The organism is Bradyrhizobium sp. IC3123 (genome assembly GCF_020193625.1).
Taxonomy (GTDB): Bacteria; Pseudomonadota; Alphaproteobacteria; order Rhizobiales; family Xanthobacteraceae; genus Bradyrhizobium; species Bradyrhizobium yuanmingense.
This window is the reverse complement of sequence record NZ_JADYVF010000002.1, coordinates 555,883-570,638: the sequence shown is the minus strand read 5'-3', so window position 1 is coordinate 570,638 and position 14,756 is coordinate 555,883. Positions and strand designations below refer to the sequence as shown.

The following is a 14,756-nucleotide window of genomic DNA, read 5'->3' as shown; positions in this document are numbered from 1 at the left end:
CCGGACCCGGAGGGCCGCGCTAGCGCAAAGTGTGAAGCGGTTTTCCGAAAAGATCATGCTCAAACAATATTTCCCGTTGCATTGACAGGCGCAGCCTCGGCAGCGCACGAAAGACCGATGTCCTTCACGATCGCCATCATCGGCCGGCCCAATGTCGGCAAGTCGACGCTGTTCAACCGCCTGGTTGGGCAGAAGCTCGCGCTGGTCGATGACCTGCCGGGCGTCACCCGCGACCGCCGCGAAGGCGAGGCCAGGCTCGGTGATCTCCGCTTCACCATCATCGATACCGCCGGCCTCGACGAGGGCGCCAAGGGCTCGCTGACCGCGCGTATGCAGGAGCAGACCGAGACCGCGATCGCGCAGGCCGACGCGCTGTTCTTCGTGATCGATGCCCGCATCGGCCTGACGCCGACCGATCGCGCCTTCGCCGATTTCGCCCGCAAGGCCGACAAGCCGGTGCTGCTCATCGCCAACAAGAGCGAGGGCAAGCACGGCGATGCCGGCGCGATGGAAGCGTTCGCGCTCGGCCTCGGCGATCCCATCCAGATCTCGGCCGAGCATGGCGAGGGCATGGGCGAGCTTTACGACGCGCTCGCGAGGCTGATGCCCGAACCCGTCGAGGAAGACGACGATGAGGACGACGCGCCGATCTCGGAGGAAGAGGCCGCGACGCGCCCGATCCGGGTCGCGATCGTCGGCCGGCCCAATGCCGGCAAGTCGACGCTGATCAACCATCTGCTCGGCGAGGAGCGCCTGCTGACGAGCCCCGAGGCCGGCACCACGCGCGATTCCATCGCGGTCGAGATCAACTGGAAGGGCCGCGATTTCCGCGTCTTCGACACCGCGGGCCTGCGCCGGCGCTCGCGCATCGAGGAGAAGCTGGAAAAGCTGTCGGTTGCGGATGCACTGCGCGCGGTGCGCTTTGCCGAGGTCGTCGTGCTGATGATGGATTCGCAGATCCGCTTCGAGGAGCAGGACCTGCGCATCGCCGACCTGATCGAGCGCGAGGGACGTGCGGTCGTGCTCGCCGTCAACAAATGGGATCTGATGGAGACCAAGGGCGGCGGCGCGATCTCCGGCCTGCGCCGCGATGCCGACCATTGGCTGCCGCAGCTCAAGGGCGTGCCCATCGTCGCCGTCTCGGGCTTGATGGGCGAGGGCATCGATCGCCTGATGCTGGCGATCCAGGACGCCTATGCGATCTGGAACAGGCGCGTGCCTACCTCGGCGCTCAATCGCTGGTTCGAGCAGGCGATCCAGGCCAACCCGCCGCCGGCGGTCTCCGGCCGCAGGCTGAAGCTGAACTACATCACCCAGACCAAGGCCCGGCCGCCGAGCTTCGTGTTGTTCTGCTCGCGTGCCGACGCCGTGCCGCAATCCTACTTGCGCTATCTCACCAATTCCATGCGCGAGACCTTCGAGCTGCCTGGCACGCCGGTGCGCATCACGCTGCGCGAGAAGGCCAATCCCTTCGCGCACAAGCGCAAGCGGCCATCGTGAGCGACGGTGCCGGCGAGGCGGTGGTGCAGGACGCAGCGCCGGCCCCGCGCGGCGCGGTCGCCTTCATCTTCGTCACCATCCTGCTCGACATGGTCGCGCTCGGCGTGATCATGCCGGTCCTGCCGAAGCTGATCGAAAGCTTCGTCGACAACGACACCGCACATGCCGCGCGCATCTTCGGCCTGTTCGGCACCGCCTGGGCCTTGATGCAGTTCGTGTTCTCGCCGGTGCTTGGTGCGCTGTCCGATCGTTTCGGACGCCGGCCGGTGGTGCTGCTGTCGAATTTCGGGCTCGCGGCCGATTACGTCTTGATGGCGCTGGCGCCGTCGCTTGCGTGGCTGTTCATCGGCCGCGTGATCTCCGGCATCACCTCGGCGAGCATCTCGACCGCCTTCGCCTATATCGCCGACATCACGCCGCCGGAACGGCGTGCGGCGGTCTTCGGCCGGATCGGCGCGGCCTTCGGCGCCGGCTTCATCTTGGGGCCAGCGCTCGGCGGCCTGCTCGGCGATATCGATCCGCGCCTGCCGTTCTGGGCCGCGGCGGCCCTGAGCTTCGCCAACGCGCTCTATGGCCTGTTCGTGCTGCCGGAGTCGCTGGCGCCCGACAAGCGCGCGCCGCTGCGCTGGCGCAGCGCCAGTCCGCTCGGGGCGCTGCATCTGCTGCGCTCCGACGCGGTACTTGCCGCGTTGTCGATCGTCAACTTCATCGCGCAGGTCGCGCACGTCGTGCTGCCCTCGACCTTCGTGCTCTACGCGACCTATCGCTATGGTTGGGATGCCAAGACGGTGGGCCTGACGCTCGCCATGGTCGGCATCTGCGCCATGGTGGTGCAGGGCTTTGCGATCGGCCCCATCGTGCATGCGCTCGGCGAGCGCAACGCGCTCCTGCTCGGCCTCTGCTGCGGCGCGGTCGGATTCGTGGTCCTCGGCGCTGCGCCGACCGGACTGCTATCGTGGCTCGGGATTCCCATTCTGGCGCTGTGGGGCATCTCCGGCGCCGCCTCGCAAGCGCTGATGACGCGGCTCGTCGCGCCGGATCAGCAGGGCCAGCTGCAGGGCGCAACCGCGAGCGTGCAGAGCGTGTCGCAGCTCGTCGGCCCGTTCCTGTTCACGCTGACATTTTCCTATTTCATCGGCGCCAGCGCGCCGTTGCATCTGCCCGGCGCACCGTTCCTGCTCGCCGCGGTGCTGATGGTGGTGTGCGTGGCGATCGCGGTGCGGTCGCTGGGTGCGACCAGGACAGTCTCGTAGGGTGGGTTAGCCTCGCGGTTCGCGCGAAGCGCAAACCGCGAGGCGTAACCCACCTCTTTCATTTCCGCGGAGGCGGAAGAGGTGGGTTACGCCAGCGGACTGCGCTTTGCGCAGCCGCATGCTAACCCACCCTACGATCCTACTTCTTCACCAGCGGGCAGTCGCTGTCCTTGAGCGGCTTGGCCGCATCTTCCGGCGCGATGGTGGCGACCAGCTTGTAATAGTCCCACGGCCCCTTCGACTCCTCGGGCTTCTTCACCTCGAACAGATAGGCGGGGATAAGGCGGCGTCCGTCCTGGCGCAGCGGGCCCTTGCCGAACAGCGGATCGTCGGTCGGCAGCTCCTTCATCTTGGCGACGACCTTGGCGCCGTCACGCGGATTGCTGCCGAGCGCTTCCATCGCCTTCAGGTAATGCAGGATCTCGGCGTAGAGGCCCGCAACCGTCATCGAGGGCATCGAGCCCTTGGGCGAGACCTTCTGGAAACGCTTCGACCATTCGCGGGTCTGGTCGTTGAGGTCCCAGTAGAACGACTCGGTGAAGGTCAGGCCCTGCGCGGTCTTCAGGCCGAGCGAGTGCACGTCGTTGATGAACAGCAGCAGCGCGGCGAGCTTCTGGCCGCCCTGGACGATGCCGAACTCGGCGGCCTGCTTGATCGCGTTGGTGGTGTCGCCGCCCGCATTGGCAAGGCCGATGATCTTGGCCTTGGAGGACTGCGCTTGCAGCAGGAAGGAGGAGAAGTCGGCCGTGTTCAGCGGATGCTTGACGCCGCCGAGCACCTTGCCGCCGGTCGCCGTGACGACCGCGCCGGTATCACGCTCCAGCGCATGGCCGAAGGCATAATCCGCGGTGAGGAAGAACCAGCTGTCGCCGCCCGCCTTGGTCAGCGCCTTGCCGGTGCCGTTGGCGAGCATGTAGGTGTCGTAGGTGAAGGACACGGTGTTGGGCGTGCAGGCCTTGCCGGTGAGGTCGGCGGTGGCCGCACCCGAATTGAGCAGCACCGCATTCTTTTCCTTGACGAGGTTGCTCACCGCGAGCGCGACGCCGGAGCTCGGCGTGTCGGCGATGGCGTCGACCTTGTCGGCGTCGATCCATTGCCGGGCGATGTTGACGCCGATGTCGGGCTTGTTCTGGTGATCGCCGGAGAGCACCTCGATGGTCCAGCCCTTGGCCTTCAGGCCGGAATCCTCGACCGCCATCTTCACTGCCGCCACCGAGTTCGGGCCGCCGATGTCGGCATAGAGGCTCGACATGTCGTTGAGCACGCCGATCTTGATGGTCTTGTCTTGCGCGAAGGCGGATGTGGCAAAGCCGAAAGCGGCACAGGCCAGAAGAGCCGCGGCGCGGCGTGCGGGCATCGTCATAAAGGCTTCCTCCATTGTCAAATATGCGGACGGCTCTCTTCGGGAGCCTTGTTCCAATTGACGCTCTACAGTGTCCCATGGCCGACGGCAATGCACCTAAAGCCGGATGACGCTGCGTCGTAGCGTCATCCATCGGTTAACTTTTGGGCAAAATGCGTTGAGACGCTATTTCAGCGCGCTCGATGTCGGCTTGAAATTCTATAAATGTGCTTTCCGGTATCGGACTCGGCGGTACGGACATTACCGCCGGCATGACGTCCAAGGCGTCGGAGGGCAATCAGGCCGGCGCGCGGAAGCTCATCAGGGTGCGGGTCTTGTAATCGTAGAATTTGCCGGTCTCGGTCCAGTCGGGCGCGCACAGCGGCACGATGAATTCTGCGACCTGCTCGGGCGTGTCGAGCGTCGCCGGATCCTCGCCGGGCATCAGGGTGGCGCGCATGCGGGTGCGCACCGGGCCCGGATTGAACAGGTTGACGCGCAGCTTGGTGTTTGCGGTTTCCTGCGCCCAGGCACGCGCCAGCGTCTCCAGTGCGGCCTTGGACGCGGCGTAGGGGCTGACGTAAGCGGTGGCCTTGTTGGCGGCACCCGAGGTGATGAACACGGCGCGGCCGGCATCGGACTGCTTCAGCAGCGGTTCCATGCAGCGGATCAGCTGGAAGTTCGCGGACACGTTCACCGCCATCACGTCGTTGAAGGTCTTCAGCTCGATATGGCCGATCGGCGAGGAGGAGCCGAGCACGCCGGCATTGCCGACGAGGATGTCGAGCTTGCCATAGCGTTCGTGCAGGCCGGCGCCGAGACGCGCGATTCCGTCGGAATCGGTGAGATTGAGCGGCACCAGGGTGGCACTGCCACCCTCTTTCCGGATCTCGTCGTCGAGCTCCTCGAGCCCTCCTTGCGTACGCGCCGTCGCAACGATGTGCGCGCCGGCTTTGGCCAGTGCGATTGCGGTGGCATAGCCGATGCCGCGCGAGGCGCCGGTGACGAGAGCGATGCGGTCAGCGAGGGGCTTTGTCATGGCGGGGTTTTACAGCCGTGGACGGCTGGGACAAGGCCGGCCGTGACGGAATTTTGCCCCGCGGCCGCCTTACTGAATGTTGTTGCTGTTGGGTCCATTTCCCGAGCTATCAGGCGTCACCTTCAGGCCTTGCCTGAAGGCGAAGACAATGAAGCCGATCAACACCAGTCCGCAGACTATGGCGATGGCAACCTGCATCGTCGCGGCCTCGCGTCAGCTCGCCTCCGCCAGCAGCGACAATTGCCGCGGCTGCGGCTCGGTCTGGGTCTGGTCGGTGAGGTGGGTCGGGTAGGCGCCGGTGAAGCAGTGATCCGCAAACTTCGGATTGGCGGGGTCGCGGCCCGGCTCGCCCATGGCGCGGTACATGCCGTCAATCGACAGGAAGGCGAGCGAGTCGGCGCCGATGAGCTCGCGCATCTCCTCCAGCGTATGTGTCGCCGCCAGCAGGCCGCCGCGGTCGGGCAGGTCGATGCCGTAATAATCGGGATAGAGGATCGGGGGCGAAGCGAGGCGGAAGTGCACTTCCTTGGCACCGGCATCGCGCATCATGCGCACGATCTTCTTGGAGGTGGTGCCGCGCACCAGCGAGTCGTCGATCAGGATGATGCGCTTGCCTTCGATCGCGGCGCGATTGGCCGAGTGCTTCATGCGCACGCCGGATTCGCGGATCGCCTGCGTCGGCTGAATGAAGGTGCGGCCGACATAATGGTTACGGATGATGCCGAGCTCGAACGGCACGCCGGAATACTGGCTGTAGCCGACCGCGGCCGGCACGCCGGAATCCGGCACCGGCACCACGACGTCGACCGGAACGTGGCTCTCGCGCGCGAGCTGCGCGCCGAAATTCTTGCGCACCTCGTAGACCGAGCGGCCGTGCACGATGGAATCCGGCCGCGAGAAGTAGATGTATTCGAAGATGCAGGGGCGCGGCGCCATCGGCGGGAACGGCTTGTGGATGTCCTGGCCGTTCTCGTCGAACACGATGACTTCGCCGGGCTCGATGTCGCGCACGAAGCGCGCGCCGATGATGTCGAGCGCACAGGTCTCGGAAGTCAGGATCGGGCAGCCGTCGAGCTCGCCGAGCACCAGCGGGCGGATGCCGCGCGGATCGCGGGCACCGACCAGCTTCTTGTTGGTCAGCGAGACCAGCGCATAGGCGCCCTCGATCTCGCGCAGCGCGTCGATGTAGCGCTCGATGAAGCGGACGCGCTTGGAGCGCGCCACCAGGTGCAGGATCACCTCGGTGTCGGAGGTCGATTGCATCATCGCGCCGTTCTTGACGAGCTCGCGGCGCAACGTCAGGCCGTTGGAGAGGTTGCCGTTGTGAGCGACCGCGAGACCGCCGGCATTGAGCTCGGCGAACAGCGGCTGCACGTTGCGCAGGATGGTCGCGCCGGTCGTGGCGTAGCGGACATGCCCGACCGCGACATTGCCGGGCAGGCGGTCGATCACCTCGCGGCGGGAGAAGGTGTCGCCGACGAGGCCGAGGCGGCGTTCGGAGTGGAAGCGGCTGCCGTCGTAGGAGACGATGCCGGCGGCCTCCTGGCCGCGGTGCTGGAGCGCGTGAAGGCCGAGCGCGGTGATGGCGGCCGCATCAGGGTGGCCGTAGATGCCGAACACGCCGCATTCCTCGCGCAGCGTATCGCCTTCCAGATCGTCCTGAAGCTCAAGCGCCGCCGGGCCTGGACCGGCGTTTGGATCGAGATCAAGCAGGGCGTCCTGGTCAGGGTGTCGCATCTCGTTCTCGCCTCTCTTTTGGGGCCCTATCAACGCGCCGCAGGTTTCTCGATCAGCTTTTTCATGCCGTCACGAGCCGACTTACTGTACCCGTCGCCACTGCCCGAAGGCTGCTGCTCGGATTCAGCTTGATCATCATCTGGTTTGTTTTTCTTGAATCTCTTCAAGATGGTGTTCTCGGGGTCGTCAGGCAAGAGGGCCATCAGCCAATCGCCGGTTCCCTGCAGCACGACGCGGGACTTGGCCCCGCTGACCCAGTCGGGGCGCTGCTTGTCCGGCACCAGCCAGGTGAAGAACAGGAACGCGACCACGACGATCAAAAGCCCGCGAGCCAGCCCAAACAGGAAGCCGAGGGTCCGATCCAGCGCGCCGATCCGCGAATCCAGGATCATGTCGGAGATCCGGACCGTGATGACGGAGACTACGACCAGGGTGCCGATGAACACGCCGGCCACCACGACGACGCTCGCGACCGTGTCGTTGTTGAAATAGGTCTTGGCGGTCGGCAGCAGCTTCGAGAACGAATACAGCGTCACGATCGCCGCGGCACCCCAGGCCGCGATCGAGAGAATTTCGCGCATGAAGCCGCGAACCATCGCGAGCAGGCCCGAGATCAGCATCACACCGAGCAGGATCAGGTCGAGGATGGTTACTGGCATCGGCTGGTCTGGTCCGCTCGTACTTCAAAGGTGCTCTAGCGAATCGGTGCTTGGCCGCTGCCCTAAAAGAAGGGCAGACGGCGTTCCCGGCAAGGCCGCAACCACGCAATCCCATGCTGCTTTTGTGACGGCTGTATAGCGGCGGAGGCCTCCGGCGTCACCTCCACCTAACCCTCTCCGCGGCGGAATCTGGCCGGTGTGGCATTTTTCTCTGGCTGTGCACCGGATTCGCCCCGGCGGGAGCCCCGCGCTGCGATCTCGGCCACCAATGTCGTCAGGCTGTTCACCGCGTTCAGGGACAGTCCGGCATCGCCGCCCGCATCGCCCCGTGCCGATTCGGGCAGCACGGCGCGCTGGAAGCCGAGCTTTGCCGCTTCCTTGAGCCGGGCCGGGGTCTGCGCCACCGGGCGCACCACGCCCGACAGCGAGATTTCGCCGAAATAGACGGCATCGGTGGGTAACTGCGCATTAACCAGCGACGACACCAGGGCCGCGGCGGCGGCGAGGTCGGCCGCGGGCTCGTGGATGCGAAGGCCGCCGGCAACGTTCAGATAGACGTCGTGGCCGGACAGCTTGACCCCGCAATGGGCCTCCAGCACCGCCAGCACCATTGAGAGCCGGCTCGGATCCCAGCCGACCACGGCCCGGCGCGGGGTGCCGAGCGAGGTCGGGGCCACCAGTGCCTGCAATTCGACCAGCACGGGCCTCGTGCCCTCGATGCCGGCAAAGACCGCGGTGCCGGGCGTGCCGAGGTCGCGCTCCGACAGGAACAGCTCGGACGGGTTGGTGACCTCGCGCAGGCCGAGGCCCGTCATCTCGAACACGCCGATCTCGTCGGTCGGTCCGAAGCGGTTCTTCACCGCGCGCAGGATGCGGAATTGCTGTGAGCCTTCGCCCTCGAACGACATCACCGCATCGACCATATGCTCGACCACGCGGGGGCCGGCGATCTGGCCGTCCTTGGTGACGTGGCCGACCAGGATGATGGCGGCCCCGGTCTTTTTGGCGAAGCGGATCAGCGCCTGCGCCGAGGCGCGCACCTGCGTCACCGTGCCGGGCGCCGATTCCACCGTGTCGGTCCACATGGTCTGGATCGAGTCGATCACGATCAGCCGGGGCACCGCGCCCTCCGACAGCGTCGAGACGATGTCCTCGACCGAGGTCTCGGCCGCGAGCTGCACCGGCGCGTCCGACAGCCCGAGCCGCTCGGCGCGCAGGCGCACCTGGGCGACCGCCTCTTCGCCGGAGATGTAGACGACGCGGTGGCCGGCGCGCGCGAGCAGGCTGGTCGCTTGCGTCAGCAGCGTCGACTTGCCGATTCCGGGATCGCCGCCGACCAGCAGCACCGAGCCGCGCACGAAGCCGCCGCCGGTGACGCGGTCGAGCTCTGTCATCCCCGAGGACAGGCGCGGCGCATCCGGGCTCTTTCCGGCGAGACTCTCCAGCGCGAAGGTTCTTCCCTTGCGCTTGGAGCGGATCGACACCGGCACGCTGCCGCTGGTGTCTTCTTCCGCCAGCGTATTCCACTCGCCGCAGGACTCGCACTTGCCCTGCCAGCGGTTATAGGCCGCGCCGCAGTTCTGGCAGACGAAGGACAGTGTGGATTTGGCCATGGGGAGCGCGAGTCGCGGGTTTCAGATGTGCTGATAGCACGGATTGGCAGGCCGATCGCCGGCGCTTCGAATATCTCAATTCGGCACGGGAGATATACCTTTCGTTAGCCCTGCGCCGCTGTGCCCGGTGCGATTTTGCCAATTCTTAGCGGACGTGGGTCCAATCTCGGAACCAATGGGGGCGGCGAAATTGACGAGATTCCTGCGAATATTGCTCGCGGCGGGCATGGCCTGCGGCGTCTTCGGGTCCGTTGGCGGTAGCATCGCCAAGCCCCTCAACATCGTCTTCGTCAATCCCGGCAAGTCCGGCGAGGTTTATTGGGACATGGTCGCGCAGACCATGCAGGCCGCCGGCCGCAAGCTCGATGCCCATGTCGAGGTGCTGACCAGCGAGCGGAACCACCGCACCATGCAGGAGCTCGGCTTCGGCGTGGTGGCCCGTCCCGACAAGCCCGACTTCCTCATCCTGTCGAACGAGGAATCCGCCGCCGTTCCCATCCTGGAGGCGGCCGAAGCCGCGGGCGTCAAGACGCTGCTGCTTTCGAACACGCTGATCGGCGAGGACGCGGTGCGCTTTGGACCGCCGAGGCAAAAGCTCAAGACCTGGCTCGGCGACATCACGACCGATCTTCAGACCGCGGGCGCGCGGATGGCCAATGCGCTGATCACCGCGGCGCGTGCCGAGAAATGGCAGAGCGCGGACGGCAAGATCCACATTCTCGGCATCGGTGGCGACGAGACCACGCCTGCCTCGATCGCCCGCAACGCCGGCCTCACGCTCGCGGTGGATGCTGCGTCCGACGTCGTGGTGGACCGCATGCTGTTCGCCAACTGGACGAAGTCCGAGGCCGAGCGGGTCACGGCAAACTACCTGAGCTGGGCCGCGCGCAAGCAGATCCGGCCCGCCGGGATCTGGGCCGGAAACGATCCGATGGCGCTCGGCGCGCTGCGCGCGACGATCGCCGCCGGCCTCGTGCCCGGCGAGAACATCCAGGTGGTCGGCCTCAACTGGTCGGAGGATGCGCTGCGCGAGATCAAGGCGGGCCGCATGCTCCTGACCGATGGCGGGCATTTCCTGCTCGGCGGCTGGTCCGTCGTTCTCCTGCGCGATTATGCCGATGGCTGCGATTTTGCTGCCGTCTCGCCCCGCGTCGAGGTCAAGACGTCGGCGATCACGCGCGACAATCTCGCTTCGGTCGCCGACCTCATTAAGACCCGTGCGTTCGACCGGATCGACTTCGCGCGGTTCCGGGCGAAGGCCTGGCGCTGCGGTCAATATGACTTTTCCCTCGATGCGCTCATCTCGTCGCTGCCGGTCGCCGAAGGCGTTGCCGACTGATGCGCAAGGATGAGGCGATGACCGAGCCGGATCGCAACGAGCAGGCAGCGCCGCCGCGCTTGCGCTCGGTCGTCGACGCGATGATCTGGGCCACCGTGCCCGTTCTGCTGCTGGTGCAATTGCTCGCCTCCGCCGGCGTCGAGGCATCGAGCTTCTGGTCGCAGCTCAGGCAACTCGACGCCCGCATGGCCCGCGTCGCCGAGAGCCGGGCCGAGCTGATCGCCGAGCCGCTCTGGAAGATGCGCTACGACCAGGTCACGGGCGTGCTCAACGAGATCATGCACGACGAGACCATTGCGGCGGCGGCCGTCTATGACGATACCGGCGCTGCGATCGCCCGCGTGGTCGCGCGCCCCCAAGGCCAGTCGGTCGCCGAAGTCTCGCACCCGATACACTACAGCAACGGCAATATGGCCGTTCAGGCCGGCCGCATCGCCATCGCCTATTCGCGTGCGACGCTGTACGCGGATGCGGGCAGCCGCCTGCTGCTGCTGCTCGTCGTCGGGCTGCTGGCAACGTTCGCGACCCTGATCGCCATGCGCATCTCCGCCAACATCTTCATCGGCCGGCCGCTCGCGGCCATGATGTCGGCGATCCAGCGCAGCAAGCAGGACGGCCGGGCCTATCCGGCCGATGTCACGTCCTCGAACGAATTCGGGCAGCTCGCGCGCGCTTTCAACGCCATGCAGCACACGACGTCCGGCGCGCTGGACCGGCTCGGGCACATGGCGACGCACGATCCGCTCACCGGGCTGCCGAACCGGCGCTCCCTGACCGAGCGCCTCGCCGTGACGAGCCAGAATGGAGGCGCGCCGGATACGCTGGTCGCGTTCTGCTTCATCGATCTCGACGACTTCAAGGGCATCAACGACACCTTCGGTCACGAGGCCGGCGATGCGTTCCTGGTCCAGATTTCGCAGCGCCTTCGTCGCGCGGTCGAAGCCGAGGACTGGGTCGCCCGGCTCGGCGGCGACGAGTTCGTCGTCATTCGCCCCGAGGTGAGCGACGAGCAGGCCGCGCACGCATTCGCTCAACGCGTGCTCGATGCCATTTCCGAGCCGATCCGCCTCCATGACAAGCAGGTGGTGCCGCGCGCCAGCATCGGCCTTGCCGTGCGCCACGCCGACGATCCGGAACTGTCGCATCTGCCGACGCTCGCCGACATCGCGCTCTACCACGCCAAGAGCAAGGCGCCCGGCACGGTCGCCGTGCTGGACGAAGCGCTTCAGCGCGACTATCGCCGCCGCAGGGATCTCGAGCTCGCAATTCCCACCGGCTTCGCCGAGGGCCAGTTCGAGGTCTGGTACCAGAGCCAGGTCGATCTCGACAGCCATGAGGTCGTCGGTCTGGAAGCGCTGATCCGCTGGCGCCATCCCGAGCACGGCGTGATCGGCCCCGGCGAATTCCTGCCGCTGATCGAGCGCAGCGGGAACAATGCGCGGCTGACCCGCTACGTGCTGACCGATGCCTGCCGGGCCTTGCAGCAATTGGCCGCTGCGGGCAGGCCGCAGCTGCGGATCGCGATCAATCTGCCGCCGTCCGAGCTTGCCGACCACTCGCTCGCCGCCGAGCTACGCGCGACCTGTGCGCGCTTCGGTGTCGCGGCATCGATGCTCGAGCTCGAGATCACGGAAGGGTCGCTGATCAACAACATCGCCAGCGCCTCCGAAACGCTGCATCGCCTGCGGCGCCTGGGGGCCACGATCGCGCTCGACGATTTCGGCACGGGCTACTCTTCGCTCGCCCATCTGCGCCGGTTTCCGCTCGACAAGGTGAAGATCGACAAGGCGTTCATCAGCGAGATCCCCGACAGCGCCGAGGACAAGGCCATCGTCGGCGTCATCGCATCGCTTGCCGCCACGCTGGGGCTGACCCTGGTCGCCGAAGGCATCGAGCGCGCCGAGCAGGCCGAGGCCATGCGTGAGATGGGCGTGAGGCTCGGGCAGGGTTTCCTCTATCAGCGGCCGCAGCCGCTCGGGGCCGTGCTGCAATGGCTCGACGGGCAGCCGGCCGTGGTGAGCCGCGTCGTCGCTGACAGCCCATCGATCACCCCCGAATTCGCCGTCTGAGTAGCGGCTGGGTCACGGCTGCGTTGCGGTCCAGAGCATCGAGAGCCCCGCCGCGATCATGATCGCGTCCATCAGCAGGCGGAAGGTTTCCGGCCTCAGATGCAGCACGAAGCGTTTGGCGATGAAGGCGCCCGACATCAGTGAGGCGCCCGCGATCAGACCCTTGATGAAGACCTCCCCGGTCAGGGCGCCGAAACGCTCGAAAGTCACCGACTTCGCGAAATAGAGCCCGAGCGAGGAGGCCGCTTCGGTGGCGAGGAACGCGCCCTTGGACAGGCCATAGAACAGGAACAACGGCACGCTGAGCGGCCCGGTCGAGACCACGATGCCAGTGAGATAGCCGATCAGCGCGCCGCCGATGGCGAGATGCCAGAGATTGGCCTTGAGCTCGTGCCGCGCCAGAAAGTGCCGCACCGGCACCATCGCGATCAGGAAGAGGCCGATGGTGAGATCGACGGCATGCGAGGGCAGTGCCAGCAGCGTCCGCGCGCCGAGCGCCGCCGCCGGGATGCCCGTGACCGAATAGGCCGCGCAGGCCCGCCAATCGACCTCGCGCCACCAGGCCAGGATCCGCGAAAAATTCGCCATGACGGAGGCCACCGCCATGATCGGCACGGCCTCCTTCGGCCCATAGGCATAGACCAGCACCGGCATCAGCATGATCGACGAGCCGGTGCCGACGATGCCGGAGATGGTGCCGGCGACGAGGCCGACGGCGAGGACGAAGAGAAAGGCCAAAACAGCCTCCAGGAATCGGGAGAGTTTAGCCGCGGGCAGCGATGCGGGCGATCAGTCCTACGCGAGGGAGCCCATCGCGCTGCGCATGGGCATGCCGGTCTGGGCGCCGGCCTTGAGGCATTTCAAAGCCGCCGCTTCGCAACTCACTTCGAGCGCGCGTTGCAGCGACACGCCTTCGCTGATCATCGCCGCAAAGGCGCCGACGAAGGTGTCGCCGGCGCCGGTCGTGTCCACCGGCGTGATGCGCTGGGCGGGCGCCCGCAGGCGGGTGCCTTCCGCCGTCACGGCGAGCGCGCCTTGTGCGCCGGCGGTGACAATGCAGGTGAGGTTGCCGGACTTCGCGAGTCCGGCGCTTGCGGCTTCGTAGTCGGCGGACGCCAGGCCGATGGCGGTGGCGGCGTCGCGCGCCTCGTGCTCGTTGACGAGGAGATAGTCGGTGACGGCGAGAAGCTCGGTGACCATCTCACGCGTCATCTGCTCCGGAACGGGTGCAAGGTTCCAGATGACGGTGCCGGAGGCCGCGGCGGTTCTTCGGGCAGCTTCCAGCGCGTGCGCAAAGGGCACCTCCATCTGAAGCACTAGCACGGTGTCCAAATTGAACAGCTCGCTCGCAAGATCGCCGGCACGCGCCGTCATGTTGGCGCCGCTCGCCACCGTGATTGCGTTCTCGCCGGCCTGATCGACGGTGATGAAAGCGCAGCCGGTCGGCTCGTCGGCTCTGATGACGCGGTCGGCGTCGACGCCGTTGGCTCTGAGGTTCTCGATCGCGCTGTCGCCAAATCCGTCCCGGCCGACGCGGCCAGCCATGCTCACGCGTCCAGGCCCGGCGATCCGCGCGGCGGCAACGGCCTGATTGGCACCCTTGCCGCCGAAATGCGTCCAGTAGGACGGCGCCAGCACCGTTCGGCCGGGACCTGGAATCACCGGGACCTGCGCGACCAGATCGATGTTGAGCGATCCGAACACCAGGATCATGGCGGAGAGCCCTCAGCCTTCCTCGTCCATGACGCGCAGCTTCTCGACGCGGCGGCGGAAATCCTCGTCGGTGGAGAATTCGGCGGACAGGTACGACGACACGAGATCGACAGCGAGCCAGGCGCCGACGATCTGCGCGCCGATGCACATGACGTTGACGTCGTCATGCTCGACGCTCTGATGCGCGGAGTGGACGTCGTGGCAGACCGCGGCGCGGATGCCCTTCATCTTGTTGGCGGCGATCGAGGCGCCAACGCCGGTGCCGCACACCATGATGCCGCGCGCGGCTTCGCCCGACGTCACCTTCGCCGCCACGGCGCGGGCGATGTCGGGGAAATCCACCGGCTTGTCGTCATAGGAGCCGACGTCGATGACCTCGTGGCCGAGCTTGCGGATGTGGTCGATGACGGTCTGTTTGAGCGGCCAGCCGGCGTGGTCGGATCCGATGACGAGACGCATTCTTTGTCCTTCTTGATCTTTGCATTGATCGTG

13 protein-coding genes are annotated in these 14,756 nt (G+C 66.5%); 4 read left to right on the top strand and 9 right to left on the bottom strand.

Annotated elements, in window-relative coordinates; genetic code table 11:
• Positions 1 to 117 precede the first annotated feature (117 nt).
• Complete coding sequence (gene der, locus I6F20_RS08220; RefSeq protein ID WP_225125715.1) at positions 118 to 1,500, top strand: ribosome biogenesis GTPase Der; 1,383 nt, start codon at positions 118 to 120, stop codon at positions 1,498 to 1,500.
• A complete protein-coding gene (locus I6F20_RS08215) occupies positions 1,497 to 2,753 on the top strand; it encodes a TCR/Tet family MFS transporter (protein ID WP_225125713.1) in 1,257 nt (418 codons plus the stop codon). Before der ends, I6F20_RS08215 begins: the two co-directional genes overlap by 4 nt.
• Positions 2,754 to 2,892: 139 nt before the next feature.
• On the opposite strand, the gene I6F20_RS08210 is transcribed toward I6F20_RS08215, so the two are convergent.
• From I6F20_RS08210 to radA, 6 genes are all read right to left on the bottom strand, one after another.
• Positions 2,893 to 4,116: an ABC transporter substrate-binding protein gene (locus I6F20_RS08210; RefSeq protein ID WP_036000868.1), complete on the bottom strand. Its 1,224-nt coding sequence runs from the start codon at positions 4,114 to 4,116 to the stop codon at positions 2,893 to 2,895.
• 277 nt (positions 4,117 to 4,393) lie between these two features.
• Positions 4,394 to 5,134, bottom strand: coding sequence for an SDR family NAD(P)-dependent oxidoreductase (locus I6F20_RS08205; protein WP_225125712.1), 741 nt, complete (start codon positions 5,132 to 5,134; stop codon positions 4,394 to 4,396).
• Positions 5,135 to 5,203: 69 nt separating this feature from the next.
• Positions 5,204 to 5,332 carry a hypothetical protein gene (locus tag I6F20_RS37925; RefSeq protein ID WP_275945375.1) on the bottom strand — a complete coding sequence of 43 codons (129 nt, stop codon included), beginning with the start codon at positions 5,330 to 5,332 and terminating at the stop codon, positions 5,204 to 5,206.
• A gap of 15 nt (positions 5,333 to 5,347) precedes the next feature.
• A complete protein-coding gene (purF, locus tag I6F20_RS08200) occupies positions 5,348 to 6,871 on the bottom strand; it encodes an amidophosphoribosyltransferase (protein WP_225125710.1) in 1,524 nt (507 codons plus the stop codon).
• A gap of 29 nt (positions 6,872 to 6,900) precedes the next feature.
• Positions 6,901 to 7,530, bottom strand: a complete 630-nt coding sequence (locus I6F20_RS08195; RefSeq protein ID WP_036000794.1) for a CvpA family protein — start codon at positions 7,528 to 7,530, stop codon at positions 6,901 to 6,903.
• Between the two features lie 167 nt (positions 7,531 to 7,697).
• Positions 7,698 to 9,143, bottom strand: coding sequence for a DNA repair protein RadA (gene radA / locus I6F20_RS08190; RefSeq protein ID WP_036022683.1), 1,446 nt, complete (start codon positions 9,141 to 9,143; stop codon positions 7,698 to 7,700).
• Between the two features lie 226 nt (positions 9,144 to 9,369).
• On the opposite strand from radA, the gene I6F20_RS08185 reads away from it, so the two are divergent.
• On the top strand, positions 9,370 to 10,482 hold the full coding sequence (locus tag I6F20_RS08185) for an ABC transporter substrate-binding protein (protein WP_225126013.1): 1,113 nt from the start codon (positions 9,370 to 9,372) through the stop codon (positions 10,480 to 10,482).
• Between the two features lie 17 nt (positions 10,483 to 10,499).
• Complete coding sequence (locus tag I6F20_RS08180; protein ID WP_518513049.1) at positions 10,500 to 12,551, top strand: putative bifunctional diguanylate cyclase/phosphodiesterase; 2,052 nt, start codon at positions 10,500 to 10,502, stop codon at positions 12,549 to 12,551.
• Between the two features lie 12 nt (positions 12,552 to 12,563).
• Here I6F20_RS08180 and I6F20_RS08175 read toward each other — a convergent pair whose 3' ends face one another.
• From I6F20_RS08175 to rpiB, 3 genes are read right to left on the bottom strand one after another with little or no spacing between them, the layout of a single operon-like run.
• Positions 12,564 to 13,289 (bottom strand): sulfite exporter TauE/SafE family protein, encoded by a 726-nt coding sequence (locus I6F20_RS08175; RefSeq protein WP_109144015.1) that lies wholly within the window; start codon positions 13,287 to 13,289, stop codon positions 12,564 to 12,566.
• A 57-nt stretch (positions 13,290 to 13,346) separates the two neighbouring features.
• On the bottom strand, positions 13,347 to 14,264 hold the full coding sequence (locus tag I6F20_RS08170) for a ribokinase (protein ID WP_225125706.1): 918 nt from the start codon (positions 14,262 to 14,264) through the stop codon (positions 13,347 to 13,349).
• Between the two features lie 12 nt (positions 14,265 to 14,276).
• On the bottom strand, positions 14,277 to 14,723 hold the full coding sequence (gene rpiB, locus I6F20_RS08165; RefSeq protein WP_036022692.1) for a ribose 5-phosphate isomerase B: 447 nt from the start codon (positions 14,721 to 14,723) through the stop codon (positions 14,277 to 14,279).
• Positions 14,724 to 14,756: the final 33 nt, after the last annotated feature.

Bases quoted from the DNA above. Each gene is read 5' to 3' on its own strand.
- der (WP_225125715.1), top strand. From the start codon at position 118: ATGTCCTTCACGATCGCCATCATCGGCCGGCCCAATGTCGGCAAGTCG.
- I6F20_RS08210 (WP_036000868.1), bottom strand. From the start codon at position 4,116: ATGACGATGCCCGCACGCCGCGCCGCGGCTCTTCTGGCCTGTGCCGCT.
- I6F20_RS08205 (WP_225125712.1), bottom strand. From the start codon at position 5,134: ATGACAAAGCCCCTCGCTGACCGCATCGCTCTCGTCACCGGCGCCTCG.
- I6F20_RS37925 (WP_275945375.1), bottom strand. From the start codon at position 5,332: ATGCAGGTTGCCATCGCCATAGTCTGCGGACTGGTGTTGATCGGCTTC.
- purF (WP_225125710.1), bottom strand. From the start codon at position 6,871: ATGCGACACCCTGACCAGGACGCCCTGCTTGATCTCGATCCAAACGCC.
- I6F20_RS08195 (WP_036000794.1), bottom strand. From the start codon at position 7,530: ATGCCAGTAACCATCCTCGACCTGATCCTGCTCGGTGTGATGCTGATC.
- radA (WP_036022683.1), bottom strand. From the start codon at position 9,143: ATGGCCAAATCCACACTGTCCTTCGTCTGCCAGAACTGCGGCGCGGCC.
- I6F20_RS08185 (WP_225126013.1), top strand. From the start codon at position 9,370: ATGGCCTGCGGCGTCTTCGGGTCCGTTGGCGGTAGCATCGCCAAGCCC.
- I6F20_RS08180 (WP_518513049.1), top strand. From the start codon at position 10,500: ATGACCGAGCCGGATCGCAACGAGCAGGCAGCGCCGCCGCGCTTGCGC.
- I6F20_RS08170 (WP_225125706.1), bottom strand. From the start codon at position 14,264: ATGATCCTGGTGTTCGGATCGCTCAACATCGATCTGGTCGCGCAGGTC.
- rpiB (WP_036022692.1), bottom strand. From the start codon at position 14,723: ATGCGTCTCGTCATCGGATCCGACCACGCCGGCTGGCCGCTCAAACAG.